This window comes from Novosphingobium sp. TK46, assembly GCF_055361525.1.
In genome coordinates this window covers 1,292,912-1,319,012 of sequence record NZ_CM143963.1, presented here as the reverse complement: position 1 = coordinate 1,319,012, position 26,101 = coordinate 1,292,912, and the positions used below count along the sequence as shown (strand labels likewise).

General features: G+C 64.9%; 28 protein-coding genes. 13 read left to right on the top strand and 15 right to left on the bottom strand.

Going from position 1 to position 26,101, the window contains the following annotated elements; translation table 11 throughout:
• Nucleotides 1-5: 5 nt before the first annotated feature.
• Nucleotides 6-1,127, bottom strand: a complete 1,122-nt coding sequence (locus ACXJ1Z_RS06270; RefSeq protein WP_463780369.1) for a mechanosensitive ion channel family protein — start codon at nt 1,125-1,127, stop codon at nt 6-8.
• 172 nt (nt 1,128-1,299) lie between these two features.
• On the opposite strand from ACXJ1Z_RS06270, the gene ACXJ1Z_RS06265 reads away from it, so the two are divergent.
• Complete coding sequence (locus tag ACXJ1Z_RS06265; protein WP_463780367.1) at nt 1,300-1,512, top strand: DUF4287 domain-containing protein; 213 nt, start codon at nt 1,300-1,302, stop codon at nt 1,510-1,512.
• Between the two features lie 16 nt (nt 1,513-1,528).
• Here the strand turns inward: ACXJ1Z_RS06265 and polA are convergent, their stop codons facing one another.
• On the bottom strand, nt 1,529-4,399 hold the full coding sequence (polA, locus tag ACXJ1Z_RS06260; RefSeq protein ID WP_463780366.1) for a DNA polymerase I: 2,871 nt from the start codon (nt 4,397-4,399) through the stop codon (nt 1,529-1,531).
• A 224-nt stretch (nt 4,400-4,623) separates the two neighbouring features.
• On the opposite strand from polA, the gene ACXJ1Z_RS06255 reads away from it, so the two are divergent.
• The gene (locus ACXJ1Z_RS06255) at nt 4,624-4,923 is read left to right on the top strand and encodes a hypothetical protein (RefSeq protein ID WP_463780364.1); all 300 of its coding nucleotides are present in this window, start codon (nt 4,624-4,626) and stop codon (nt 4,921-4,923) included.
• Nucleotides 4,924-5,082: 159 nt separating this feature from the next.
• Nucleotides 5,083-5,610, top strand: coding sequence for a molybdenum cofactor guanylyltransferase (gene mobA, locus ACXJ1Z_RS06250; RefSeq protein WP_463780362.1), 528 nt, complete (start codon nt 5,083-5,085; stop codon nt 5,608-5,610).
• A gap of 28 nt (nt 5,611-5,638) precedes the next feature.
• Here mobA and ACXJ1Z_RS06245 read toward each other — a convergent pair whose 3' ends face one another.
• Both ACXJ1Z_RS06245 and ACXJ1Z_RS06240 read right to left on the bottom strand, forming a co-directional pair.
• Nucleotides 5,639-6,358: a winged helix-turn-helix domain-containing protein gene (locus ACXJ1Z_RS06245; protein WP_463780360.1), complete on the bottom strand. Its 720-nt coding sequence runs from the start codon at nt 6,356-6,358 to the stop codon at nt 5,639-5,641.
• Nucleotides 6,359-6,497: 139 nt separating this feature from the next.
• Nucleotides 6,498-7,697, bottom strand: a complete 1,200-nt coding sequence (locus tag ACXJ1Z_RS06240) for an LL-diaminopimelate aminotransferase (RefSeq protein ID WP_463781181.1) — start codon at nt 7,695-7,697, stop codon at nt 6,498-6,500.
• A gap of 237 nt (nt 7,698-7,934) precedes the next feature.
• On the opposite strand from ACXJ1Z_RS06240, the gene ACXJ1Z_RS06235 reads away from it, so the two are divergent.
• The 5 genes from ACXJ1Z_RS06235 to lptG all read left to right on the top strand — a co-directional run bounded on the left by ACXJ1Z_RS06235 (nt 7,935) and on the right by lptG (nt 14,483).
• The gene (locus ACXJ1Z_RS06235; protein ID WP_463780358.1) at nt 7,935-9,794 is read left to right on the top strand and encodes a PHA/PHB synthase family protein; all 1,860 of its coding nucleotides are present in this window, start codon (nt 7,935-7,937) and stop codon (nt 9,792-9,794) included.
• Between the two features lie 169 nt (nt 9,795-9,963).
• Nucleotides 9,964-11,172: a phasin family protein gene (locus ACXJ1Z_RS06230; protein ID WP_463780356.1), complete on the top strand. Its 1,209-nt coding sequence runs from the start codon at nt 9,964-9,966 to the stop codon at nt 11,170-11,172.
• Between the two features lie 217 nt (nt 11,173-11,389).
• Nucleotides 11,390-11,764 carry an ATP-dependent Clp protease adapter ClpS gene (gene clpS, locus ACXJ1Z_RS06225; RefSeq protein WP_463781180.1) on the top strand — a complete coding sequence of 125 codons (375 nt, stop codon included), beginning with the start codon at nt 11,390-11,392 and terminating at the stop codon, nt 11,762-11,764.
• A 372-nt stretch (nt 11,765-12,136) separates the two neighbouring features.
• Nucleotides 12,137-13,384: an LPS export ABC transporter permease LptF gene (gene lptF / locus ACXJ1Z_RS06220; RefSeq protein ID WP_463780354.1), complete on the top strand. Its 1,248-nt coding sequence runs from the start codon at nt 12,137-12,139 to the stop codon at nt 13,382-13,384.
• 1 nt (nt 13,385) lies between these two features.
• Entirely contained in the window at nt 13,386-14,483 is a 1,098-nt protein-coding gene (lptG, locus tag ACXJ1Z_RS06215) for an LPS export ABC transporter permease LptG (protein WP_463780353.1), read from the top strand.
• Between the two features lie 43 nt (nt 14,484-14,526).
• On the opposite strand, the gene ACXJ1Z_RS06210 is transcribed toward lptG, so the two are convergent.
• On the bottom strand, nt 14,527-15,615 hold the full coding sequence (locus tag ACXJ1Z_RS06210) for a fatty acid desaturase family protein (RefSeq protein WP_463780352.1): 1,089 nt from the start codon (nt 15,613-15,615) through the stop codon (nt 14,527-14,529).
• Between the two features lie 164 nt (nt 15,616-15,779).
• Between ACXJ1Z_RS06210 and ACXJ1Z_RS06205 the strand changes: the two genes are divergently transcribed.
• The gene (locus tag ACXJ1Z_RS06205) at nt 15,780-16,928 is read left to right on the top strand and encodes an N-acetyltransferase (RefSeq protein WP_463780350.1); all 1,149 of its coding nucleotides are present in this window, start codon (nt 15,780-15,782) and stop codon (nt 16,926-16,928) included.
• 22 nt (nt 16,929-16,950) lie between these two features.
• On the opposite strand, the gene ACXJ1Z_RS06200 is transcribed toward ACXJ1Z_RS06205, so the two are convergent.
• Nucleotides 16,951-17,229, bottom strand: a complete 279-nt coding sequence (locus ACXJ1Z_RS06200; RefSeq protein WP_463780348.1) for a hypothetical protein — start codon at nt 17,227-17,229, stop codon at nt 16,951-16,953.
• The gene (gene lipB, locus ACXJ1Z_RS06195) at nt 17,226-17,936 is read right to left on the bottom strand and encodes a lipoyl(octanoyl) transferase LipB (protein WP_463780347.1); all 711 of its coding nucleotides are present in this window, start codon (nt 17,934-17,936) and stop codon (nt 17,226-17,228) included. Before lipB ends, ACXJ1Z_RS06200 begins: the two co-directional genes overlap by 4 nt.
• Nucleotides 17,937-18,035: 99 nt before the next feature.
• On the opposite strand from lipB, the gene ACXJ1Z_RS06190 reads away from it, so the two are divergent.
• From ACXJ1Z_RS06190 to ACXJ1Z_RS06175, 4 genes are read left to right on the top strand one after another with little or no spacing between them, the layout of a single operon-like run.
• Nucleotides 18,036-18,851 (top strand): DUF7847 domain-containing protein, encoded by an 816-nt coding sequence (locus tag ACXJ1Z_RS06190; RefSeq protein ID WP_463780345.1) that lies wholly within the window; start codon nt 18,036-18,038, stop codon nt 18,849-18,851.
• A complete protein-coding gene (locus ACXJ1Z_RS06185) occupies nt 18,851-19,066 on the top strand; it encodes a nucleotidyltransferase substrate binding protein (protein ID WP_463780343.1) in 216 nt (71 codons plus the stop codon). The genes ACXJ1Z_RS06190 and ACXJ1Z_RS06185 overlap by 1 nt, the downstream gene beginning before the upstream one ends.
• 26 nt (nt 19,067-19,092) lie before the next feature.
• Nucleotides 19,093-19,257 (top strand): nucleotidyltransferase substrate binding protein, encoded by a 165-nt coding sequence (locus ACXJ1Z_RS06180; protein WP_463780342.1) that lies wholly within the window; start codon nt 19,093-19,095, stop codon nt 19,255-19,257.
• Nucleotides 19,254-19,556 carry a nucleotidyltransferase domain-containing protein gene (locus ACXJ1Z_RS06175; protein WP_463780341.1) on the top strand — a complete coding sequence of 101 codons (303 nt, stop codon included), beginning with the start codon at nt 19,254-19,256 and terminating at the stop codon, nt 19,554-19,556. Before ACXJ1Z_RS06180 ends, ACXJ1Z_RS06175 begins: the two co-directional genes overlap by 4 nt.
• A 3-nt stretch (nt 19,557-19,559) precedes the next feature.
• Here ACXJ1Z_RS06175 and ACXJ1Z_RS06170 read toward each other — a convergent pair whose 3' ends face one another.
• From ACXJ1Z_RS06170 to ACXJ1Z_RS06135, 8 genes are all read right to left on the bottom strand, one after another.
• Nucleotides 19,560-20,198: a class I SAM-dependent methyltransferase gene (locus ACXJ1Z_RS06170; protein ID WP_463780339.1), complete on the bottom strand. Its 639-nt coding sequence runs from the start codon at nt 20,196-20,198 to the stop codon at nt 19,560-19,562.
• Nucleotides 20,199-20,292: 94 nt separating this feature from the next.
• Nucleotides 20,293-20,637, bottom strand: coding sequence for an arsenate reductase family protein (locus tag ACXJ1Z_RS06165; protein ID WP_463781179.1), 345 nt, complete (start codon nt 20,635-20,637; stop codon nt 20,293-20,295).
• 14 nt (nt 20,638-20,651) lie between these two features.
• Complete coding sequence (locus tag ACXJ1Z_RS06160) at nt 20,652-21,182, bottom strand: (2Fe-2S)-binding protein (RefSeq protein WP_463780338.1); 531 nt, start codon at nt 21,180-21,182, stop codon at nt 20,652-20,654.
• Between the two features lie 41 nt (nt 21,183-21,223).
• Nucleotides 21,224-23,266, bottom strand: a complete 2,043-nt coding sequence (locus ACXJ1Z_RS06155; RefSeq protein ID WP_463780337.1) for a TonB-dependent receptor plug domain-containing protein — start codon at nt 23,264-23,266, stop codon at nt 21,224-21,226.
• Between the two features lie 65 nt (nt 23,267-23,331).
• Nucleotides 23,332-23,751 (bottom strand): DoxX family protein, encoded by a 420-nt coding sequence (locus ACXJ1Z_RS06150; protein ID WP_463780336.1) that lies wholly within the window; start codon nt 23,749-23,751, stop codon nt 23,332-23,334.
• An 11-nt stretch (nt 23,752-23,762) separates the two neighbouring features.
• Nucleotides 23,763-24,176, bottom strand: a complete 414-nt coding sequence (locus ACXJ1Z_RS06145) for a hypothetical protein (RefSeq protein WP_463780334.1) — start codon at nt 24,174-24,176, stop codon at nt 23,763-23,765.
• Between the two features lie 104 nt (nt 24,177-24,280).
• On the bottom strand, nt 24,281-25,708 hold the full coding sequence (gene tldD, locus ACXJ1Z_RS06140) for a metalloprotease TldD (RefSeq protein WP_463780333.1): 1,428 nt from the start codon (nt 25,706-25,708) through the stop codon (nt 24,281-24,283).
• A 66-nt stretch (nt 25,709-25,774) separates the two neighbouring features.
• Nucleotides 25,775-26,020: a zinc-finger domain-containing protein gene (locus ACXJ1Z_RS06135; protein ID WP_463780332.1), complete on the bottom strand. Its 246-nt coding sequence runs from the start codon at nt 26,018-26,020 to the stop codon at nt 25,775-25,777.
• Between the last annotated feature and the right edge of the window lie 81 nt (nt 26,021-26,101).

Sequence of the window (26,101 nt, the reverse complement as noted above, 5' to 3'; positions counted from 1 at the left end):
CGCAATCAGCTCCTGGGCGCTGCGATCGCATCCGCCATCGATGGTGGTGCGGACAACTCCATCGGGCCAACCGGCAGTAGCCTCTGGCGTACCAGCGCTTCGGGCTGATTGCGACGGATCCAGTCGAGCATGGTCTCGCGGATTTCGCAGCGCAGATCGAACAGCGTCGGGCCGTCCTTGGCGCTGAGCAATAGCCGCACTTCCATCGCGTCGGCCTTGTGGTCGGTCACCTGCAGGATCTGCGCGCGCTTGTCCCACAGGCGATGCGCGGTGATCTGGCGAGTGTACTCCTCGCGGATCGGGCCGATGTCGGTCGCGGGATCGAGGTAGATCATCACGAAACCCAGTAGCTGTGCGGTGCTCTTGGTCCAGTTCTGGAAGGTGTCCTCAAGGAACCGGGTCGTCGGCACCACCAGTCGCCGGTCGTCCCACACGCGCACGACGACGTAGGTGGTGCGGATGTCTTCGATCCGGCCCCACTCACCATCGATGATGACGACGTCGTCGATGCTGATCGGCTCGGTCAGGGCGAGCTGGAACCCCGAGATCAGCGCCTTCAATGCCGGTTGCGCAGCGGCGCCGACCGCGAGTGCGGCAAGGCCCGCCGACGCCATCAACGTCACGCCGATCTTGGCAACGCCCGGAATCGAGAGCAGCATCAGCGAAACGGTGAGGAACACGATGCCGAAACTGACGATCCGGCTGATGATCCCGAGCCGCGTGCGACGGCGTCTGGCGTTACGGTTGTCCTCGACCGAGATGTCGTAGCGCAGGTACATTGTCTCGACGAAGGTGCGCAGGATGGCGAGTGCGATCCAGCCGATCAGCACCGGCATGACGAAGCCCGCGACCTTTTCCCACGCCGCCGCCAGCGCCGGGGTTTCCCGGGCGGCGATGATGACGCCCAGCGTGACGAACGACCAGCGGGTGGGCCTGGCGAGGCGATTGATGAGGATATCGTCAGCCTGGCTCTTGCTGGCGCGGGCGATGCGGGCGCTCACCCGATAGAGCAGAGTGTGGATGACGAGCGCGATCAGTCCGCCGACGAATGCGGCGATGACGGCGACGATGGTACGCTCCGCCCAAAGCGGCACGCCGGTGATGTAGTGTTCGATGAGTTGGATCATGTGCGATTCAACTATGCTGCATTGCAACAGTTGCACGCCGGAGCCCGGTCAGGCCACGGATGGTCGACCATTCGTGGTGGCGTCCGGTCCTCGCGGAAATGCCTCGACTCTCTTGAAAGACGTCGAGCGATCGCGGAAGATCGCGGGTGCTTCTGATCCGGATGACAAGCCCATGAGCGATGAACCCGTAAAAGGCCCCGCTTCCTACTTCCCCGCAATCGAGAAGAAGTATGGCCGCCCCGTCTCGGAGTGGCAGGACCTGGTACGCCAACGCTTGCCGGCCAAGCACATGGAACTGGTCGCGATGTTGAAGGACGAGCATGGAATGGGCCACGGCCACGCCAATGCCGTGGTGGCGCACACCCTCGCGCAGCAGAAGGGCTAGGCTCGCGGCACGACGTCTAGTGCGCCGCGCCCCAACTCAGGCCCGAACCGATCTCGACGCCGAGCGGCACGTCCAAGGTCACCGCCGGCAGCGCGGCTTCGGCCATCACGCGATGGATCACCGGCTTGGCGGCCTCGACGTCGCCCTCGGGAAGTTCGAACACCAGTTCGTCGTGCACCTGCAGCAGCATCCGGACGTGACCCAAGCCTGCGTCCGCCAGCGCTGGCCCCATGCGGACCATCGCACGCTTGATGATGTCGGCACTGGTGCCCTGAATCGGCGCGTTGATTGCCGCGCGTTCGGAGCCCTGCCGTTCGGCCTGCGCCTTGGAAGTGATCCGCGGGAACCAGGTCTTACGACCGAACAGCGTCTCGGAATAGCCGCGGTGGCGCACTTCCTCCAGCGTCGAGACGATGTAGCGCTGGATGCCGGGGAAGCGCTCGAAATAGCGGTCGATCATCGCCTGCGCTTCGTCGGATTCGGTACCGAGCCGCCCGGCCAGACCCCAGCGCGAGATGCCGTAGAGAATGGCGAAGTTGATCGTCTTGGCCCGCCCGCGCGTGTCGCGATCGACGGTGCCGAACATTTCCAGTGCGGTGCGGCTGTGGATGTCCTCGCCCTGTTCGAACGCTTCCTTCAGCGGCGGCACGTCGGCCATGTGCGCGGCGAGCCGCAGCTCGATCTGCGAGTAATCGGCGCTGAGCAGGACATGACCCGGCTCGGCGACGAAGCAGTCGCGGATCTGGCGGCCGATCTCGGTGCGGATCGGGATGTTCTGCAGGTTCGGGTCGGTCGAGGACAGCCGCCCGGTCTGCGCGCCGACGAGGGAGTAGCTGGTGTGGACGCGCCCGGTATCGGGGTTGATCGCGGCCTGCAGCGCCTCGGTATAAGTGGAGCGCAGCTTGGTCAGCTGGCGCCATTCCAGCACCTTGGTGGCGACTTCGGCGCCTTGCGCGGCGAGGCCTTCGAGGATGGCCTGGTCGGTCGAGTACATGCCCGACTTGCCCTTGCGCCCGCCCTTGTAGCCCAGCTTGTCGAACAGGATCTCGCCCAGCTGCTTGGGGCTGCCGATGGTGAACGGCTGGCCGACGGTGGCGAAAATCGTCTCCTCCAGCGCGGCGACGGCGACGGCGAACTCGCCCGACAGGCCGGCGAGCTTCTCGCGGTCGACCTTGATGCCGTGGCGCTCCATCTGCGCCACTACCGGCACCAGCGGGCGGTCGACGCGCTCGTAGATGCGGGTGCCCCCTTCGAACGACAGGCGGGGCTTGAGCAGCTGGTGCAGCCGCCAGGTGACATCGGCATCCTCCGCGGCATAGCGAGTGGCGCGGTCGAGCGGCACTTCGCCGAACGGGATCGCCTTCTTGCCGGTGCCGCAGATGTCCTTGAAGGTCATCGTCGTGTGGCTGAGATGACGCGTCGCCAGTTCGTCCATGCCGTGACCGCCACCGATGCCGTCGAGCTGGCGACCGGCGTCGAGGCAGAACGAGATGATCATCGTGTCGTCGATCGGCGCGACATGAATGCCGTGACGCGCCAGCACGTTGAGGTCGTACTTGATGTTCTGGCCGACCTTGAGGACGGCGTCGCTTTCCAGCAGCGGTTTCAGCCGGGCGAGCGCCTCGTCGATGGGGATCTGTAGCGGCCGCTCGGCGAACATGTCGGTGCCGCCATGGTGCAGCGGGATATAGCACGCGTCGTTCGGCCCGATCGCCATGCTGATCCCGGCCAGATCGGCGCGCATCGCATCGAGCGCTGAGGTCTCGGTATCGATCGCGATAAGCCGCGCGGCGGCGGCGCGGGCGATCCATTCGTCCAGCTCGGCCACGGTGGTCACGCACTTGTAGGCGTCGAGGTCGATCGCGGGCCATTCGGGCAGCGGCTGGCGTTTGGTTCCCTCGCGGGCCCCGGCAACGGCGCCGGGCGCAGCGGCGTTGCCCAGCTTGGCGGGATGCAGTTGGGTGTTGCGCTCGGGGCTGCCGTGCCCACCGTCCAATCGCTTTAGCAGGCTGGTGAAGCCGTGCTTGGCGAGGAACGCGGCGAGCGGCTCGGGCGGGATCGCGGTCAGCGCGAAATCCTCGATGGGGATCGGTAGCGGGCAATCCTCCTTCAGCGTGACGAGCCGCTTGGACAGACGCGCGAGCTCGGCATGTTCGATCAGGCGCTCCTGCAGCTTGCCCTTCTTCATTCCTGGCGCGGCGGCCAATGCCGATTCCAGATCGCCATGATCCTGGATCAGCTTGCTCGCCGTCTTGGGGCCGACGCCATAGACCCCGGGCACGTTGTCGACCGAATCGCCCATCAGCGCCAGCACGTCGCCGACCTTCTCAGGTGGCACGCCGAACTTCTCGATCACTTCGGCGACGTCGATGCGCTGGTTCTTCATCGTGTCGAGCATGTCAATGCAGCCGCCCTGAACCCCATCATGCGGTTCGCCGCACTTGCCGACGAGTTGCATCAGGTCCTTGTCGGAAGAGACGATCGTCACGTCCCATCCGCGGCGGGTGGCGTCGCGGGCATAGCTGGCGATGATGTCATCCGCCTCTACGCCGGGTTCTTCGATGCAGGCGAGGCTGAAGGCGCGGGTCGCATCGCGGATCAGCGGAAACTGCGGCACCAGATCTTCGGGCGGTGGCGGGCGGTGCGCCTTGTACTGATCGTACATCTCGTTGCGGAACGAGGTGCTCGCCTTGTCGAGGATGACCGCCAGATGCGTCGGGCCATCTGCCTTGTTGAGGTCTTCGGCCAGCTTCCACAGCATCGTCGTATAGCCATAGACCGCGCCGACGGGCGTGCCGTCCGGGTCGGTCAGCGGCGGCAGGCGGTGATAGGCGCGGAAGATATAGGCCGAACCATCGACCAGATAGAGATGCTGCTTGGGGTCCATCGCGGCGTGGTAGCAGCGTGAGGTTCGCGCGTCAGCAGATTGCTGCGGCTATGGGCAGGGGAGGGGCAGCGGGGGCAGATGCGACGAGTTGCAGGCGGTGATTGCGGCGAAGACTTGCATGGATGCGGCAAGCCGATTATTGGCGGCGGCGAAGTCTATCCGTGAGGTAGGCTTTTTGTACGAATTCACCGTTCCGTCCGGAAGCAAATCAAGGGTACTACACAATGCGCAAGATCGTTCTCGCGGCCGCTGCCGGCCTTGGCCTGCTGACGCTGGCTGCTTGCTCCGAGAAGACGCAGGACGCCGCTGATGCGACCGCGACCTCGGCTGCCGATGACATGTCCGGCACCGCCACCGACGCGGCCGTTGCCGCTGATGCTGCTGCTGACAGCGCTTCGGAAGCTGCTGATTCGGCTGCCGATTCGGCCAAGGCTGCTGGCGCCAAGGCTGCCGACGCCGCTGGCGACGCTGCCGCTGCCGCTTCGGACGCCGCTGCCGATGCAGAGGCCGAGCTGAAGAAGTAAGCTTTCCTCTTCGTTCGCAAGACAAGAAGGCGCGCTGGGTCCACCCAGCGCGCCTTTTTCGTGCCTGACGTCAGGACCGGCTCGACTCGTCCATCGCCCATGGTTCTGCAACCAATCGCCACGTAATCGCTTGACCGCAGAAGTATTCAGGAGACGGCGATGATATTGGGAGCGGTGCTGGCGGGCGGACTATCGCGCCGCTTTGGCAGCGACAAGGCACTGGCTGAAGTCGATGGTCACACCCTGATCGCGCTGATGGTCGATACCCTGGCAGGCTGGTGCGATCACGTCATCGTCGTCGGGCGGGCCGAAGCGCCGGCCCCCACGCTACCGGACTGGCCCCGCCCCGGGATGGGGCCCTTGAGTGGCCTTGCCGCGGCCCTGCGCCTCGCCACCGACGAAGGCTACGCCACCGTCCTCACCTGTGGGGTCGACTCGCTTGGCTTGCCCGATAACCTGCCTGACGTGCTTGGACCGGCCCCGGCCTGCCTGCGCTCGCAACCGATTATCGGCGTATGGCCCGCGGCGGCCGCATCGACGGTGGAAGAGATCCTGCATGGGGATGAGCCGCATTCGGTCTATCGCTTCGCCGAGGCGACCGGCGCTCGCTTGGTCGACCTTGCGGATCCCCCCGCGAACCTCAATACGCCCGACGACTTGAGGGCATTCAGCCAAAAGCCGCGCTGAGCGCAGGGGCTGCACTGCTGTAACGCCCTTACAGGTGCATCGATTCCGACGGAATGGCCAGGGATGCCGTGGGCGAATACCGTCGCCATATGGCTGGCCGGCTCTTCTGTAGCACGGAACACCGCAGGCGATATCCGCCACCAACCGTCTCGAGCAAACCTTTGAGACCGCCTGCCGCCAGTTTCGCCCGTGTGCGCGAGAGATGCACCGCGACGCTGTTGCTGTCGGGTGAAACGTCTAGGCGCCAGACATCCTGCACCAGCGCCTGCTTGCTCACCGTTTCTCCCGGCACCGCCGCCAGTCGCCACAGCAAGGCGAATTCGCGCGGATGAAGGTTGAGCGGCTTGCCCATGAACGTCGCATCGCGGCCCAGCAGGTCGAGTTCGAGCTCTGCCAACACCCGTCGGCGGGGAATCCACGCGGCCAATTCCACAATCCGACCCGCGCGAACCTGCAGTTCCTCCAGCGAGATGCCATGCGCGGCAACATCGCCGAAACCCTCGATCAGCAATCGCGTGCGTGCCGTCGAGGTGTCGATCCCGATGACCAGCATCAGCCGTCGATCGTCCGGACTGGCGGCAGTCAGCAGGTGCCGCCAGCATGTGCTGTTGAGGCCTGTGGCGTCGACGATCGCGACGCATCCCGCATCACCTTCCACGCCGGATAATTCCACCTGAGCCCAGCCCAGAAGGCGCAAGTCCAACCCCTCGGGTATCTCGCGAGTGGAGACCCACCTGAACTGCCGCATATCTGCTCCATGCTGAAACGATCTCGATTTCCGTAGCGTTTACGGATCGTTAGGCATGCGATGCGGCAGTTTTGTAGATCCAAGTAGGTAGAAATGCTTGCAGGTGCCGCCTTGTAGGTTGCGGCACCTGCCAAGCGGTTCAGGCCGCCGAGGCGTTGACTCCCATCGAACTGAGATAGCGCCGCACGTTGCGTGCGGCCTGGCGCAGGCGCTGTTCGTTCTCGACCATGGCGATACGCACGAAGCCCTCGCCATCCTCGCCGTATCCGACCCCTGGAGCCACCGCGACACCGGCATGGGTCAGCAGCTGCTTCGAAAACTCCAAGCTGCCCATGTGCTTCAGCGCCGGCGGCAGCGGCGCCCAGGCAAACATCGAAGCCTTGGGCGGGGGAATGTCCCAACCGGCGCGGCCGAACGCCTCGACCATGACATCGCGGCGCTTCTGATAGAGCTGGCGATTGCGCTCGACGATATCCTGCGGGCCGTTCAGCGCGGCGCAGGCGGCGGCCTGAATCGGCGTGAACGCACCATAGTCGAGGTAGCTCTTCACCCGCGTCATCGCGGCGATCAGCTTCTGGTTGCCCACCGCGAAGCCCATGCGCCAGCCGGCCATCGAGTAGGTCTTGGACATTGATGTGAATTCGACCGCCACGTCCTTGGCGCCCGGCACTTCGAGGATCGAACGCGTCGGGTTGCCGTCGAAATACAGCTCGGAATAGGCAAGGTCGGACAGGACCCAGACCTTGTTCTCCTTGGCCCAGGCGACCAGTCGTTCGTAGAACGCCAGGTCCACCGTCTCGGCGGTCGGGTTGCCGGGATAGTTCACCACCAGAATCGACGGGCGCGGGACGGTAAAGGCCATCGCCTTGTCGAGCGATCGCCAATAGTTTTCGTCCGGCGTCGTCGGAACCGAGCGGATCGTCGCGCCGGCGATGATGAAGCCGAAGGTATGAATCGGGTAGCTGGGGTTGGGCGCCAGCACCACGTCGCCGGGGGCCGTGATCGCGGTAGCGAGGCTGGCGAGGCCTTCCTTCGACCCCATGGTCACCACGACCTCGGTCTCGGGATCGAGCTCGACGTTGAAGCGATTGGCGTAGTAACCGGCTTGCGCGCGGCGCAGCCCGGGGATGCCGCGCGACTGCGAATAGCCATGCGCGCCGGGCTTCTTGGCCACTTCCACCAGCTTGTCGATCACGTGCTGGGGAGGGGGCAGGTCGGGGTTGCCCATGCCCAGGTCGATGATGTCCCGTCCCGCCGTGCGCGCCGCGTGCCGCATCGCGTTGACTTCGCTGATGACATAAGGCGGCAGTCGCTTGATGCGGTAGAACTCGTCTTCCATGACTTGGCACAGCTTTCGTGGTCGCGGCAGGATCGCCACGGTGTTTCCTGTAGGTCATTAAGACGGCGCCGCAAATGCCTCATCGCACGGCTCGTGCCACGGATCGCGCCAGTCGATCGCACACGACGAAGGGGACTCGACAATGTCACTCGCACCCAGCACTTAGACGGTAAGCCAGTGAGAGTGCAGCCGATGCCGACGAAGGCGGGTCCGCCCGAAAATGCAATGAATCTGCCTATGAACCTGTTCGGCGAGCTGATGATGGCGCAGGCGCAAGGCGCGATGGCCCTGTTCGGGCAGATGCTCCCGGCCAAGACCTCCGGCGGCGCCACGGATGAAGCCGAAAAGTGGGGCGATGCGGCTGGCCGCTTGCAGAAGCTGTGGACCGACTTCCAGCTCGAACAGATCACTCGTGCGACAACCGCGCCTGCCCAGCTGATGGATCCGGCCAACTGGCTGGCAACATCCGACACGGTGCTGCGCCAGCTGCCGCTGGCCAACCCCGACGTGCAGCGCAAGTTATGGGAGGAGGGGCTCGAACTCACCCAGGCGGTGTTGGCTTCGTTCGAGATCGGCGCCAGCGGCAAAAACACGCAACAGCCCACAGGCAACACGCCGCGCCTGCCGCGCAGCGATCCACGCTTTGCGGATCCCAGCTGGCGCAACCAGCCGTTCTTCGCGCTGGTCCATCAGCTGTATCTCATGCTGTCCGAGCAGGTGTTGGGCATCGCCGAGAACGCCGAGGGGCTCGATGCGGCCAAGAAGCGCCAGCTGGTGTTCGCCACCCGCGCGCTGCTTGACGGGCTGAGCCCCGCGAACTTCGCGCTGACCAACCCGGTCGCCCTGGAGCGCGCGATCGAGACTCGCGGCGAAAGCCTGGTGAAGGGCATGGAGAACCTGCTGGGCGACATTCGGCGCGGCCAGCTGACTCATACCAGTCCCACCGCGTTCCGCCTGGGTGAGAACATCGCCACCACGCCTGGCAAGGTGGTTCACGAAACGCCGCTGTACCAGCTGATCCAGTACGCGCCCACCACCGAGCAGGTGCTGGCGACCCCGCTGGTGATCTTCCCGCCGTGGATCAACCGGTTCTACATCCTCGATCTCAACGAGCACAAAAGCTTCGTGCGCTGGGCGGTGGGGCAGGGCGTGACCGTTTTCATGGTGTCGTGGAAGTCGGCCGACGCTTCGATGGCCGACATGGTATGGGACGATTACATCGCCGCGCAGATGGACGCGATCGAGTTCGTGCGTGCCCGTCTTGCGGTGCCGGCGGTCCACACGATCGGCTACTGCGTCGCCGGGACCACGCTCGCCGCCACGCTGGCCGTGCTCGCCCACCGCGGCGAAGCGGACAAAGTGGCGTCAGCCACCTTTTTCACCGCACAAGTCGACTTCGCGGATGCTGGCGACCTCAGCAACTTCATCGATGATCACCAGATCGACACGATCGGGCACCTCTCGCCCGAGGGCTACGTCGACGGGCGCTATCTTGCCGCCACCTTCAACCTGCTGCGCGGCAACGACCTGATCTGGAACTACGTCGAGAAGAATTACCTCAAAGGCGAAGCGCACCCCGAGTTCGACCTGCTGCACTGGAATGGCGACGTCACGAACTTGCCCGCACGCTGGCACCGCGATTACTTGCGCGATCTCTACCGTGACAACCGGCTTGTCGTACCCGGATCGCTGACCGCGTGCGGCGTGCCGCTCGACCTGGGGCGGATATCAACGCCCTGTTACATCCAGGCGGGGCGCGAGGATCATATCGCGCCGCCCGGCAGCGTGTGGAAGCTGACGCGATTGCTGACCGGGCCGTGGACGTTCGTGCTGGCGGGGTCAGGGCACATCGCCGGCGTGGTCAATCATCCCGACGCGGGCAAGTACCAGTTCTGGACCAATCCCGGCGAGCACGAATCACTCGAGCGGTTCGTCGCTGGCGCACAGGAGCACCCAGGCAGTTGGTGGCCGCATTGGCGCTCCTGGCTCGACTCCGTCGACGCGGCGACCGTGCCAGCGCGCGGCAAACGCAAGCCGGGCGCCCGTGGCGACAAGGTCATCGAAGACGCTCCGGGAAGATACGTAGCCAGTCGCTAAGGCGTTTTTATCTTCGTAAAACAAGCTCTTGACGCTATTGTATCTTCATGTTGCAGTGCAACATAGGATATTGACACGTTTTGAGTGACCGTGTATTGTTGCGTCGCAGCATGTGAGATTCAGGTCTCGGCGCGCTGCAAGCGAGCTGAAGATCCAGGACCCTGATTACATGGCCGATTTCGACGATATGGCAAAAGCTTCTGCCCCGGCATCGGTCAACTCCGCTAACGGTGCGGGCGCGACCAGCAAGGGTGCAAAGCGCCGCAAGGTCATTGGGCGGGGCCAGACGTCGTTGTCATCGCCATTGCCGCTCGTGTTGCCGAGCGAGGCCAACGTGGGCGTTGCTTCGTCAAAACCTTCCGACAGCGCGATATCGGCAAAGCCCGCTACGATCGACAAGCCGCTCGATATTTCGCCCGCACCCGCTGCGATGACGCCGACACCGTCGGCGCAAGTCGTTGTCTCCGCCGATGCCAAGTCGCCGTCGCCAGCGGCCGCAAAGCCCCTCGATGGTCCGGTCGATGCCGGTTCTGCCGCCAAAGCAACCGATGCCGTTTCCGAGGTCGCGCCCAAGCGTGGCGTCGGTCGGCCGCGCAAGCTCACGGCCAGTGCGCAGGTGCCGGCGGCGTCCGTGCCTGCCAAGCGCTTGATCGCGAAGCCATCGCTGGCCAAGCCGGTCGTCGCTAAGCCACATCCGATCGAGCCTGTCGCAAAGCCGGTTGCCGCCAAACTGCCCCGCGTAAAGGCTTCGACCACGCCGCCGGCATCGCCGGTCAGTGCGGCGCAGGCCGCCGGCAAGCTTGCTGCATCGGCAGCCGCCGAGGCGCGACCGGCTCTGCGCGCGACCCGCATCATCAATTCCGTTTCCACACCCAGCACCACCCCACCTTCCGGTATCAGTATCAAGGACTTGACCATGGATATGAGCGCAAACTTCAACGGCTTTCAGGGTGCAATGAGCGAAGCTCAGGCCAAGGCACAGGCCGCTTTCGAGAAGAGCTCGAACATGCTCGGCGAGGCCGGCGATTTCGCCAAGGGCAACGTCGAAGCGATGGTCGAAGCATCGAAGATTTTCGCCGAGGGCGTTCAGGAAATCGGCAGCACCCTCGTCGCCGAGAGCCGCACCGCGTTCGAGAGCATGACCGGTGACATCAAGGAACTGGCCGCTGCCAAGTCGCCCACCGATTTTCTCAAGCTGCAGAGCGATCTGGTTCGCAAGAACTTCGACACCGCGGTGTCGTACAGCTCGAAGAGCAGCGAACATTTCCTGAAGCTGATGAGCGACGCGTTCGCTCCGCTTTCGGGCCGTGTCAGCCTCGCTGTCGAGAAGGCGCGCCAAGTCGCGCCAATCAGCGCACCGACCAACATCGCCGCCTGATTTCAAGCCTATCGAACGCGCGAGGGGGCCGGGCCGTCACAGGCTCCGGCCCTTTCGTGTCTCATGCGCGACGATGCTTGCGCAGGGCATCTTGAAGATGACCCACTGGATACGATATTCTGCATTCATGGTTTCCGAATCCGCCAGCTCCGATTCCCGCCTTTCGGCATCTTCCAACGCGTCTCGCGTCGGCGATGGCCGGGACGATGACGTCTGGCTGCAGCGGAACCGCCGGGCCGATGCGCCGCGCTGCGCTGGTGACGACGATGGCAACGACAATCGTCGCCCGGGTGACGGCGATCAACTCGGCATCGCCACCAAGACCCGTGCGAAGCCAAAAAAGCCCAGCCAGTTCAAGGTTCTGATGTTGAACGACGATTATACTCCGATGGAGTTCGTCGTCCTCGTCCTGAAGCGGTTCTTCAATATGGACATGGAAGCGGCGACGCGCGTCATGCTTCATGTCCATCAGAAAGGCGTCGGCGTCTGCGGGATCTTTCCCTACGAGATCGCCGAGACAAAGGTGAATCAGGTCATGGATTTCGCCAAAGAGCATCAGCATCCGCTGCAGTGCACGCTCGAAAAAGCCTGACTGCGCCGACCCGCAGCCTAGAACCGTCAGGTTATGGGTTGTCATACTAGACCGGTTTGCGGTTCGATCCACTTAGTGGCCGTCACCTTGGATCATGCGCGACGGCCGCCGCCAGTATACGCGCTATGCCTCGTAGCGGCGTGGTATTCGCCTGCCGTGCGGCCCGAGGATATGCTGGCGTCCGGTTCCAGCATCCGAAGTGAGCAGGCGACCGTAGCGTACGGCAAACCTCCACGCCACGCGTCGAGACTTATCTATGCCCTCTGATTGCAGGCGTACGCCATTCTACGGTGACCGTGACAAATCCGCCCCTTTCGTCCGGCGCACCTTGCGGGTAAGGCGATGGGCCAGCCATGCGGTGATGTCGTACACGTGAAATTCTTCAGTGCCATAGACCGCTATATCTTCCGCCTCGTGCTGATGCCCATGGTGGGGGTCTTCGTGATCGCCGCCTCGCTGCTGATGCTCGACAAGATGTTGAAGCTGTTCGATTTCGTCGCGACGGCCGGCGGGCCCGTCGGCGTCGTGTTCAAGATGCTGGCCAATCTGCTGCCCGAGTATGCCAGCCTGGCGATACCGCTTGGACTCATGCTGGGCATCCTGCTGGCATTCCGCAAGCTGGCGACGTCCAGCGAACTCGACGTCATGCGCGCGGTGGGGCTTTCTTACACCCGTCTGCTGCGCGTGCCCTATATGTTCGCGATCGGGCTGGCGCTCCTCAACCTGGTGATCGTCGGATATTTGCAGCCGCTGGCGCGCTATTACTACGAACAGCTCGACTACGAACTGCGATCGGGTGCATTGGGCGCGGCGATCAAGGTAGGCGAGTTCACCACGCTCAAGGACCGCGTTGCCTTGCGTATCGAGCATAGCGAGGATGACGGCCGCAAGCTGGTGGGCATCTTCGCCCGCGTGTCGAACGAAAAGGGTCAGGTGCTGTCGATCTCGGCGCGAGAGGGAAGCTTCCTGGCGCTGCGCAACAATCCCAACACGATCATCCTTCGCCTGTCTCAAGGGCAGATCATCCAGGACATGCCGGGTGATCCCCCGCGCGTACTCAGCTTTACCCGGCACGACCTGCCGATCGACTTGCCGGCGATCGAGCGTTTCCGCAGTCGCGGTGGCGATGGCGATCAACGCGAGTATCTGTTGCCGCAACTGCTGCAGATCGGCTGGAACAAGAGCCTGCCCGAGTCGCAGCGCGTTTCCAGCCTGGCCGACTTAAACTTCCGCATGGTCGAGGTGATGATGATGCTGTTGTTGCCGCTGCTGGCGGTGGCGCTGGCGATCCCGCCAAAGCGGTCGACGTCGTCGCTCGGCCTGTTCGTCTCGATCGTGCTGGTGGTCGCATACCACAAGATCAACCAGTATGCCTCCGATGTCGCCTCGCTGGGCAAGATCGGGCCAGTGATCGGACTGTGGGGGCCGTTCATGCTGTTCGCCGCGATGATCCTGTGGATGTACTATCGCGTCGCCTACGTGCCGGGCGGCCAGGCGATCGGCTGGCTGGAGAAGGCGGCGGAGACCGTGACCAAGCGCTTCAAGTCGCTCCTGCGCCGCCAGCGCAGGGGCCCCATCCTGCTGCCCGATCCGGGCCCGTCCACGCAGGGGACTCTTTGAAGTGAACCTCGAATTCTTCCCGTCGCGCACGCTGACGCTGTATCTTGCGCGCCTGTTCGTGGTGCGCATCCTGGCAGTGCTGTTCATGCTGGTGCTGGTGCTGCAGATGCTCGATCTGTTGGGCGAGAGCGGCGATATCCTGGCGTACAAGGGCAATGGCCAAGCGCAGCTGCTGTACTACGTCTCGTTGCGGGTGCCCCAGTTGATCGCGCGGTTCCTGCCGTACTCGGTGCTGCTGGCGACGATCATCACCCTGGCCACGCTCAACCAGAACAGCGAGGTCATTTCGATGAAGGCCGGCGGCATGTCGGCGCATCAGGTGCTCGCGCCGCTGGTGGCTGCGGCGCTCGCGATCTCGGGCGTAAGCTTCGTCTTCAACGAACGCGTGGTGACGCATGCCACCGCCACCCTGAACGCCTGGCAGGCGGTCGACTATGGCCCGATCCCGAAGACGTCGAATTCGCGCAGCAACCTCTACCTTGCCGAAGGGCCGGACATTCTGGTCGCCGGCACGATTGAGGGGACCGGCGATGCCATGGTGATGACGCAGGTCACCTATTACCGGCGCGATGGGACTGGCATGATCGTGGAGCAGCTGCGATCGGCACGCGCGACCTACGCCAACCCGGGCTGGCGGCTGGATCAGCCTTATCGCTTCGATACCAAGACGGTGACGGCAAGCCGGCTCGCCTCGGCAGTCGTAGCCAAGGGCATCACGCCGACCCGCGTGGCGATCACCGGCGTCGATCCCGATGCGGAAGGCATTCTGGCGCTTTCGGGCTCGATCGACGCGATGGCGCTGGCGGGACGGCGTACCACCGATCTCAACGCGGCATGGTGGCACAAGATTTCCGGACCCTTGTCGGCGGCGCTGATGCCGCTGCTGGGCGCCGTGGCGGCGTTTGGTCTGGCACGATCCGGACAGCTGCTGATCCGCGCAGTTGTCGGCATGGCGTTGGGTTTCGCCTACTTCGTGCTCGACAATGCCGCGATGGCGATCGGCAACTTCGGTGGCTATCCGCCCTTCGTCGCGGCGTGGGCGCCGTTCCTGCTGTTCCTGCTGATCGGCGAGACCGTGCTGATCAGAACCGAGGAATAGCCCGCCACCTACGGGCTCGCGCGACCATGGTAAGGCCTAGGGCTCAGCGTGCGCGCATCGTGCTGCGCGCGATCTTTCCTACCAGCGGCAGCAGCCCGGCGTGGTTCGCTTTCACGTAAGTGCCCTCAACGCCCATGTGCGCGTGCAGCCGACGGTGTGCCTCGGCCAACGAGTGATACGGCATGCTGGGCAACAGGTGATGCAGCGCGTGATAGCGCAGGCCCACCGGTGCCCACAGCGCGGGGATCGGTCCGGGTGGGGGCACGTTGACGGTGTCGAGGTACTGGGCGGTGACGGTCATCGTCTCGCCTTCGTTCTCCCATAGATGCGCGACGAGCGTGCGCAGCTGGTTGAGCACGGCGGCGAACGCGACGACCGCGAGCGCGATACCCAGCGGGCGCCACCCCCACGCGAAACTCGCAGCGAGCAGGGACACTGCCCATAGGCTCGATCCCAGTTCCTGCCAGTACACCATGCGTGCGAACGCACCCTCGGGTGGGAGGCGACGAAAGGCGGGATTGATCGACAGTGCCGAAAGCCGCTGCCACACCAAGCGGCGAACAGGCGGTACCAGCGCGCCAAGCGGCACCAGCACGGCCGAGCGGACGAGCAGCGCGAATGGCAGCAGCAGCGACGTTACCAGGAACAGCGGCAGCGACCATGGTTTCATCAGCGCCAGCGGCAGATATTCGGGATCCTCCACCGTGCCATAGCGCGTGCGCGCATGATGCAGCGTGTGCACGCCTTCGTACATGAACGAGGGCGTGAGCAACGGAATGCCGACCGCGAGGTTCCAGCCGAAGCGGAAACCCGGCAGGGCGTCGCGGTGGATGTGGGTCAGCTCGTGGATGAACAGCAACGCGCGGTACAAGGCCAGCGCCGCGATCACGCCACATGCGATCGTCAGCGCCGGATGCGAAGCGAGGATGGCGCCGGCCAGCGCGGCATAGCCCAGCACGGCTGATAGCAGCATGTCGGCCCAGTAGATCGAGGGCTTCGCCGTCGCGAGGTCGCGCGTCAGTTCGACGGCGGCGCGCAACATCTCCTTGTCGTCCGCGATCGCGACACGTTGCGTCGAGCCGCCCCGGATCGACCAGGCGCTGGGAGGAGAAATCGACTGTTGCACGCTCATGCCTCGTTGTATCCGTATGCGTGTTCACCGGGGTGCCGGGTTCGCCGTGCCAATCAGCCGATACTTGACAAGCTGGCCGGGCCGGACGCACTTCGCGCCACACCGCTTAACTACCCCAGAACAAAGGCAGCATCGTGGCCGTATCGCAGCACACCAGCGACCTAGTGATCGAACCGGTTACGAACAAGGCCGGCCGCGCCGCCTTCGTTGACTATGCCTATCGCCGCAATGCCGGCGATCCGAACTGGGTGGCCAATTTGCGGATGGAGGAGATCGAGAAGTTCACCCCCGGCAAGAACCCGTTCTTCGATCACGCCAGGGTGCAGCTGTTCGTCGCCAAACGAGGTGGAAAGATCGTCGGGCGAATATCCGCGCATATCGACGAACTGGCGCTCACCACCCCGGTCGAACAGGGCATGGGGCCGGGTACCGGCAATTGGGGCGCGATCGAGGCGGACGACGAAGCGACATCGCAAGCGTTGATCGCCAAGGCCGAGGACTGGTTGCGCCAACAGGGTATGACCCGCGTCCTGGCGCCGATGAACCTGTCGGTATGGGAAGAGCCGGGTTTGCAGGTGAAGGGCTTCGATCATCCGCCGATGGTGATGATGGCGCATCACTCGGCCAGCTATCAGCCCTGGATCGAGGGCGCCGGCTACGCTCCGGTCAAGAAGCTGTACACGTACGACCTCGACATCACGCGCGAGTATCCCAAGCTGATCCAGCGGATCATCGCCTCGGGTGAAAAGAACCCCAAGATCCGTATTCGCAATGTCGTGCTCAAGGATTTTGCGAAGGAGGCCGCGATCATCTGCGACATCCTCAACGATGCCTGGTCGGACAACTGGGGCTTCGTGCCGTTCACCGACAAAGAGATCGCCTACACCGGCAAGAAGCTCAAGCCGCTGGTGCGACCGGACCTGATCCGCATCGCCGAGTATGAGGGAGAGCCGGTGGCGTTCATGATGACGCTGCCCGACCTCAACGGACCGCAGCTGCGGATCAACGGCCGCACCGGTAAGCCCTCGCTGCTGGGCTGGATCAAGCTGGCGCTGTGGCTGCGCAAGCCACGGCCGGCTGACATGCGCGTGCCGCTGATGGGCGTGCGCAAGCGGCTGCAGAGTTCGCGTCTTGCCAGCCAGCTTGCTTTCATGATGATCGAATACATCCGCCGCGCGGCCATATCGGAATATGCCGGTAAGCGCGCGGAGATCGGCTGGATCCTCGAGGACAACCAGGGAATGGTCGCCATCGCCGATTCGATCGACAGCAAGATCAACCGCGAATACTGGATCTACGAAAAGGCGTTGTGATTCTGCGCAGCGCTGTCGTGGCTCAGGTCGGCTCGGCTTCCGGCGCTACGTCGCCCATCGAAGCTTCGGAATGTGTCGCGGCGGGGCGTGCTCCGTCTTCATCGGCGGGTGCGTCGTATGTCTCGGGCGCCAGGGGCGGCGACGAGCTGGCGGTGTCGTAAGGCGGCATCGCGTCGCTGGCCGAGCCCGGTAGCACTTTGCCGAACGAGGCGCCTTGCGGCTGCTTGGTCTCCTTACTCCCGCAACCCGCCAGCGCACCCAGCACCAGCAGCGAGGCGGCTACCGCGATCGAGACTTTCATGCCGCAGGCCCCGCTGACGATACTGTTGGCGATAGCGGCGGACATGCCCGGTCGAGCATCGCCAGGAAAGCCGGCGCACGGGCCAGCAGCGCATCGTCCCATTCCGCCGCGCTTACCGTATGGCCGAGCCGTGCCATGCTGGTCACGCCAAACTCGTTGATGCCGCAGGGTACGATGCCGGCGAAGTGCGACAGGTCGGGGCTCAGATTCACGGAGAAGCCGTGCATCGTCACCCACTTGCGGATGCGCACCCCGATCGCGCCGATCTTGGCCTCGCGCCCGTCGACGTCGCGGGTCCAGATACCGATGCGGCCGTCGCTGCGGAAGCCGTCGATGCCGAACGATGCCAGCGTGTCGATCACCCAACCCTCCAGCGCGTGGACGAAGCCGCGGGCATCGCGCGCGCGGGTGCGCAGATCGAGCAGCACATAGCCGATGCGCTGGCCCGGCCCATGATAGGTATAGCGCCCGCCCCGCCCCGCCTCGACCACTTCGAAGCGCGGATCGAGCAACTCGGCGGCGGCGGCGCTGGTGCCGGCAGTATAGACGGGCGGATGCTCCAACAGCCAGACCAGCTCGCGCGCTTCGCCGGCGGCGATCGCGGCATTGCGCGCGGTCATCTCGGCCAGCGCCTCGCGATAGGGCACCGGCGCGCTGGCGATCCGCAGTTCGATGTCGTCGGCGATCATCTGTGTGGCAACCGTCATGCGCCGTTGCGTGGCCGCAATCGCCCCGCTTATCAAGGGGGACTTTCTTCGCGCCCCGCGCACGCCTAGAGCGCTGGCAGGTTCAATCGGAGTTGGTGGATGAAGCTCGACAGCAATCGCGCCTGGAAGCATGCGTCACGCAACGTATCGCGCAACCGCGACGCGCTGCTGGCGGTGGCGGGCGTGTTCTTCCTGTTGCCGCAACTGGCGTTGGCGCTGTTCTTCCCGCAACCCGAACCGGCGGTTGGCATGAACGAGCAGCAGATCATCGCGCTGGCCCAGAACTATTATCTGACGACCTTGCCGGCGATGATCCCGCTGGTGATCTGCCAGGCGCTCGGCACGCTCAGCCTGCTCAGTCTGTTGCGTCATGCCACCCGGCCCACCGTCGGCGAGGCGCTGCGCCTGGGGCTGGCCGGACTGCTGACATATCTTGGTGCGCAGATCCTGCTCGGCCTCGGCCTGGGCGCAGCCGGTGGGCTGCTGCTGGCGCTGCTGGCGATGGGCGGGATCGCGGCGCTCGCCGTCGCCGGCCTGCTGCTGATCGTGCTGCTTGCGGTCGCGGTGGCGCTGCGGGTCTCGCTGTCGGGCGCGGTCGTCGCCATCGAAGGGGAGCGCAGTCCGATTCGCGCGCTGCGGCGCTCGTGGGATCTGACGGCGGGGAATGCCTGGCGGCTGCTGGGCTTCTACGCGCTGTTCCTCGTCGCTTTCCTGGTTGTCCTGATGATCGTCAGCCTGATCGTGGGCATTCCGCTGCAGATGATCGCCAGCCCGTCGGTAGCCGAGATCGGCACCGCGGTAGTTTCCTCGACGCTGAACGCGCTGATGGCGATGTACCTGGTGGCGATCATCGAGGCGGTACACCATCAGCTTGCCGGTGATCCCACCGAGCAGGAGCGTCGGGCGTTCGAGTAATGGCTCTGGATTTTCGGTCTTTGGCAAACGCTGTCGATCGCCTTGACGAGGGCCTCCAGCAATACCGATCGGATCCGACCCATTCGCTCGTCCGCGACGGACTGATCCAACGGTTCGAATTTACCTACGATCTGTCGACCAAGATGCTGCGGCGTGCGCTTGAGGCTACGGCCGATATTCCTGAATACGTCGATCAGATGACGTTTCCGCCCTGATACGCACGGCAAGCGAGCAGGACCTGTTGCTCGGTTCATGGCCGGACTGGCACGGCTATCGCAATATGCGAAACATCACCTCACATACTTACGACGAGGCGAAGGCCAAGGACGTCGTCGCGAAAATCCCGGCCTTCCTCGAGGAAGCGCGTACGCTCCTGCTGCGGCTGCAGGAGCGATCCTCGACGTGACGCTGGTCACGCTTGAAGATGCGGAGCTTGCCCAAGTGCGCTCCGTCTTGCGCGCCCACCTTCCGCCGGATGTCGACGTCGCCGTATTCGGAAGCCGGGCCGGGGGACGCGTCATAAGGTTCTCGGACCTGGACCTCGTGCTGGAAGGGCCGAAGCCTTTGCCTTTGTCTCTGCTGGCGATCCTTGCCGAGGCATTCGACGAGAGCCTCCTGCCGTTCAAGGTCGACCTGATCGATCGGCGCGCCGTCGGCGAAGAGTTCGGCGCGATCGTCGATTCCACGAAGCGACCACTGCCGTGAAGGTCAGGCCGCCTCGCGATCCTTCCAGCCCCAGAACAGGTGGCAGGGCAGGATGTTGAGCGGTTCGTAGTCTTTCTCGATCCGGGTGAAGTGACGCGCCATGAAGTCGCGCGCGCGGGTCGAGAACTGATACACCAGGAACGCGCCGCCGGGACGGATCACGCGATGCGTGGCAGCTGCGATCGCCGGGCCGACACCGTCGGGCAGGGTCGAGAACGGCAGGCCGGACAGTACGTAATCGGCATGGTCATGCCCATGCGCGCGAACGATGTCCTCCACGTCCGCCGCTGAGCCCAGCACCGCGGTGAAGCGGCTGTCGGTGATCGTCCGGCGCAGATAGTCGATATACAGCGGGTTGGTGTCGATCACGATTAGCGCCCCGTCGCGCGACATGCGATCGAGCACCGGCTGGCAGAAGGTGCCGACGCCGGGGCCGTACTCGACGAACAGCTTGCACTCGTTCCACTTCACCCGGCTCAGCATCTTCGTAATGGTGAAGCGCGAGGACGGAATGATCGAACCGACCATCACCGGGTGGCGGATGAAGCCTTCGATGAAGACGCCCCACGGGCCAAGCGAGTGCTTGATCTTGCGAACGATTTTCTGGGGCAGCGCCTCGCGGGAAAGCTCTGAACTGTTCATGCGGGGGCGGCTCTCGGACTTGTCATGGCACTGCTGTGTCGAATTCGGGCGGTGGCAGATTCACTCCGCCTTGGCAAGCGGAGCGCGTCGGCGGTCAGAGGATCTCATGGACCTTGTCTTGCGGGCGACACAGTCGAACGCCCTTTTCGGTTTCGACCAGCGGCCGTTCGATCAGCGCCGGAGTGGCCGCCATCGCCGCAAGCACGGTAGCATCGTCGGCGTCGGGCAATCCCTTCTCCGCCGCATCGGTACCCCGGATACGCAGGCCTTGCTGCGGGGTGATCCCGGCATCGCGATAGAGTTGCTCCAGCTTCTGCGCGCTCGGCGCGGTCTTGAGATATTCGACCACCTCCAGCGCGATGCCGGGGGTTTCCTGGAGGATGGCCAGCGTCTTGCGCGAAGTGCCGCAATTCGGGTTATGCCAGATCGTCGCTTTCATCATGTCCTCACGGTTCAGGGGTTCGTAACCAGTGCGGCATCGGCCGCCGGCGTGGGATTGGTTGGCGCTGATACGGGCACCACCGGGTTCGTCGCCCGCATCGCCGCGCCTGCGCGCTGCACCACGCGCAACAGACGCGGATAGACGCCGCAGCGGCACAAGTTGGGAATACCGGCCTTGATCTCGGCCTCCCCGGGATTGGCGTTGCGCGCCAGCAGGGCGGCGGCGGCAATGACGATGCCGGGCGTGCAGAAGCCGCACTGTATCGCCTGTTCCGCGACCATCGCCTGCTGCACCGGATGCGAGCGATCACGCGACAGCCCCTCGATCGTGGTGACCGCGCGGCCTTCGCATTCCGCCAGGCTGATCAGGCAGGACCGCAGCGCCTCGCCGTCGATCAGCACCATACAGGCGCCGCAATCGCCGACACCGCAGCCGTACTTGGTGCCGGTCAGGTTCGCCGCATCGCGTAAGGCCCACAGCAGCGGCGTCATCGGATCCATGTCGATCTCGATCGCGCGATCGTTGACGGTGAGGCGAGGCATGCGGCCGGTCTAGAGGATGCCGGAGGGCAAGGTAAGTCCCTTCACCGCAACCCCACGCGCACGCCCGCCCAGATCGTGCGCGGGGTGCCAAGATCGATCGATCCGGCCTGGTTGCGGGTCACGATGCGCTCGTTGAACAGGTTTTCGCCGCGCAGCGTCACGCTCAGTCCATGGCCGACTGGCACCTGCAGTACCGTGTCGAGCGTGGTCGCGGCCGGCAGGACGTCGGTTCCCAGATCGTCCTCGAACTGGGCGCCGGTGTGGCGCAAAGTCGCGGCGATGCGCCAGTCGCGCTTCGGTGTCCATGCCACTGTGGCGCTGGAAGCCAGACGCGGCACTTGAGCAGGACGCTTGCCGTCGAGCGCCGCCGAGCTACCGCTCGCCTCGACCCTGGCATCGGTCCACGACAGGCTGCCGGTGAACGACACTGTGCCAAGCTTCGCCTCGGTGCCCAATTCTAGCCCGCGCGCGCGAATGGCGTCGACGTTCTGGCGCTGGCGCGTGGTGGCAGTCAGGGTAACGTTGGCGACGGCATCCTCTAGGCGGTTGTCGAACGCGGTCAGCGTGAATGTCAGCGCCGGGGAGGGGGTCAGTTCGACGCCGGCTTCGTAACCCTTCAGCCGCTCGTTCTTCAGCGCCGCGTTCGCCTGGGTGGTGATCGGGAACACCACGAAGGGCCGATACAGTTCGTTGAGCGTCGGCTGGCGAAAGCCCGTGTACGCTGCCGCGCGCAACGAGATACGGGCGCCGGCCTGCCACACCGCACCGCCGCGAAAGTTGCCGACCCAGCCGGACCGATCGGCGAAGCGTCTGTCGACTACCGGCACACCCGAGGCGCTGGCTTCGCGAAAGAAGCCGTCGCTCACGCGCCAGCGGTCGGCGCGCGCCCCGGCGGTGAGGATCAACCTGCCGATCGTCCAGTCGTCCTCGGCATAGAAGCCGACATCGCCGTTGCGCCCGCCGGCATGGCGCGCTGCCGTGCGCTGGCCGGTCACAGCGCTGATCAGCTCTTCGTAAAGAGCGCCTTCGGCGATCCGCAGGTCGGCGCCCAGTCGCAACACGTGTGCAGATCCGACCGGCGGGCGCAGTTCCAGCTTGCCGCCGTAGCCGGTCGAAGGCGTCCTGGCCTGATCCAGGGTCTTGCGAAAGCTGGTCGCGCTGATGACCACGTTGGAGAAGTCCTGCAGCTGGACGTAGCCCAGCACGTCGAACGCCCAGTCGCCGCGTCCGACCAGCCGCAGGCTCGCCTGCTGGCCGCTCGAGGTCGCGTTCGCACCATCGAACCGCAGCGTGCGTGCGTCGTTATAGACCAGCGCCGAGGCCTGGGCCTCGACCGCATCGCTAAGCGGGGCGACCGCGCGGATCGCTCCCGACCAGCTTTCGTACTTCGCGCGCGCACTTGCCGGAACGCGCTGGTCGCGCGGGGTAGTGTAGAAGCCCTGGCCGCGATCCCATGCGGCGCTGGCGACGGCGAAACCCTGACCCAGCGTCGGCGCCACGGTGAGCGAGGCCTGCGTCTCGCCGCGCTGGTCGACCAGGGCTTGCCCTGCGAGCAGACCCAATGCCTGCGGACCGCCGCTTTCCAGCTCGATCGTGCCGGAGACCGCGCCAGCGCCGAACGCGCCCGAGCCGCCGCCACGCGTCACACGCACGCGCGCCAGTCGATCGGGTGACAGCGCGCTGAACGGAATGTAGCCGAAGAACGGGTTGGCCACCGGCACCCCGTCGAGCAGCACCAGTGCCCGGCTGGAGGCATTGCCGCCGAGCGCCCGCAGGGTGGCGCCCTGGTTCGAGGGATTGGATGAGCGGCTATCGGACCGGCGGAATTGCGCGAACCCGGCGACCGCGCTCAGCACATCCTCGATCCGTCCCGAGGCGCTGGATCTGATCGCCTCGCGATCGATGTCGACCACATCATAGGCGGGGGTCGCGGGACTGTCGGGCAAGCCGCGCCCGATGACGATGATCGGGCCGGCAGGATCTGCCGATTGCGCGAGGGCTGCAGGCGCGAACACCGTGGCGGGGGCGAGAGTGGCGATGACGCCAAGAGTTCGTGCGCCATAATGCAAGGAGGACAGGACCATGGCGGGCCCTTAACGACTGCGACGGGCAAGGCATAGCGCGCCCGGCGGTCAGGCCAAGATCGCAGCTATTGACGCGACTTGCGCGGCCATGCTCCGCTGGCCCAAAGAGCCCACCAGATGATGAGCGGCTGCGCGAGCAGGCGCGGGATGTGATAGCCCAGACCCAGGCCGTGATCGGGCCGCGCGAGGTCGAGTTGCATGTGATGATAGTTCGCCGGCCATACGCACAAGGCATATAGGGCCAAGCCCCAGCCAGCCGCACGGCGCAGGGTTGGAGAAACCGGCTGCAGCAACCCCGCCGCTCCGGCCAGTTCCGCAACGCCGGTCAACGCGACGACGGTGGCGGGAGCCGGAACCCATGCGGGGACGATGCCGATGAACGGCCCGGGATTCGCGAGGTGAATGACGCCCGCCGCGCCATAGACGACAGCCAACCCGATACGCGCGAACCGCCGACCCCGACTTTCGAGGGGTTTCGGAAGCATGGCCAGCACCCTCAGTTGGCCGTCGCCACCTTCTTGTAGGGCACGAAGTCCTGCAAGCCGACGAACCCGCTGTAAAAACGGCTGGTGCGGTCGATCAGCTGCACGGTATCGAGCCGACACAGCTGACCCGAGGTCTGGCGGGTAAGGAGGATATCGTCGTCATCCAGCGATGTCGCGTTGCTCGGGCGATTCACGTACAAGGTGTTGCCATAGCGATAGACGATCGCCGTCTTGTTGATGATGTGCGACTCCTGCGACTGGCCCAGCGGCAGGCAATTGACCGGCTTGCCGGGTTCCCGCCCTTCGAGCATTTTCGACAGCTCCGCCTCGCCCGTCAGCCTGGGCTGGCGGGCCATGGCGGGGGTCGCGATCAAGGTAATGGTTGTGGCGGCGAGCGTTGCCGCGGTGACGATCCGGCTGATCATGGCGATCTCTTTCTGCTTTATGCCTATTCCGTACGTCAGCGGTACTGAACCGGCGCTGAAGGTGTAACGCGCGTGATCCGCGATTGTATCCTCTGCGCCGGGGCTCAGGCGGTACCGCCGACGGTCAGCCCCTCGATCAAAAGGCTGGGCTGGCCGACGCCGGCAGGCACGCTCTGTCCGCCCTTGCCGCATACCCCCACGCCTTCGTCGAGCGCGAAATCGTTGCCGATGCCGCTGACCCGCGTGAGTACCGACGGCCCATCACCGATCAGCGTGGCACCCTTGATCGGGGCACCCAGCTTGCCGTTTTCGACCTTGTAGGCCTCGGTGCAGGAGAACACGAACTTGCCCGAGACGATGTCGACCTGGCCGCCACCGAACGACTTGGCGTAGATGCCGTTCTTGATGCGCGACAGCAGCTCGCCCGGATCGTCGTTGCCGCCCTTCATGAAGGTGTTGGTCATCCGGGGCATCGGCACATGGGCATAACTTTCGCGCCGGCCGTTGCCGGTGGCGGGCACACCCATCAGGCGCGCGTTGAGGCGGTCCTGCATGTAGCCCTTGAGGATGCCGTCCTCGATCAGCACGTTCTCCTGCGTGGGCGTGCCCTCGTCGTCGATCGAGAGCGAACCACGACGGTTGAGGATCGAGCCATCGTCGACCACGGTGACGCCGGGCGCGCCCACCCGCTCGCCGAGGCGGCCGGAAAAGGCGCTGGTACCCTTACGGTTGAAGTCGCCTTCCAGGCCATGGCCGACCGCTTCGTGCAGCAGCACGCCAGGCCAGCCGGGGCCGCACAGCACGGTCATCTCGCCCGCCGGCGCGTCGACGCTCTCGAGGTTCACCAAGGCCTGGCTGAGCGCGATGTCAATGCCGCGATTCCATTGAGCGGGATCGAACAGGTCGTCATAGAGCCAGCGGCCGCCCATGCCGAAAGTGCCGGTCTCGCGCCGACCGTTCTGTTCGGCGACGATCGAGATCGAGAGCCGCACCAGCGGGCGAACGTCCGTGGCGACAAAGCCGTCTGGGCGCACGATCTCGACCACCGACCAGCTGCCCGTGAGCGAACACGACACTTGCGCCACGCGCGGATCGCGAGCGCGAGCGGCGGCGTCGACCGTCTCGAGCAGCTTCACCTTCTCGGCGAAGGGCACCAGGTCGAGCGGCGAGGCATCGGTGTAGAGGTGGCGATTGCTGGCGCGTGGCGGTGCCTGACGCGCGCCCTTGGCCGGATCGAGCAACCGGAGCGTCTCGCCCGCGCGGCGGATCGCGGCGGCGCTGATGTCATTGGCATGGGCAAAGCCGGTCATCTCGCTCGAAACCCCGCGCAGGCCGAACCCGGCATCGCGCGAATAGTCGCAGGTCTTCAGCCGGCCATCGTCGAAGCCGAATGCTTCGGAGGCGATGAACTGAAGGTACAATTCACCGTCATCGCATGACTTCAGCGTCTCGGCGGCGAGCGCCTGCGCTTCGTCGGGAGAGAGCTGGCCGGAACGGTACAGGAGCGAGCGGGGGTCGGGTGCGGAAGCCATCGGAGAGATATAGGCCCGCACATCGATTCCGCCAGCGGCATCAAGCGCGTGCCGCCGCGGGCCTGCTTACTCGACCGAGGCGTCGCCCGGTTCGGGCAGGTCGCCGGGGAACAGTTCCTTGTCACCGCGCGCGTGCGGATCGCCCTTGAGCACGAAGCGGCGGTCGCAATAGCCGCACTCGACATAGCCCTTCTGGTCGATCTCCAGATAGACGCGCGGATGCCCCAGCGCGGCGCCGGCGCGGATGCTGGTGGCGCCATCGCAGAAGACGCGGCGCTTGTCGGTATAAACGGTTTCGGGTGGCTGGATCATGGGGGAGCGGCTTACCAATGCGGCCGCCGGTTTGCCAGTTCGAATGTCGCCCATCATCACGTCGCCCATCATCACATGGCA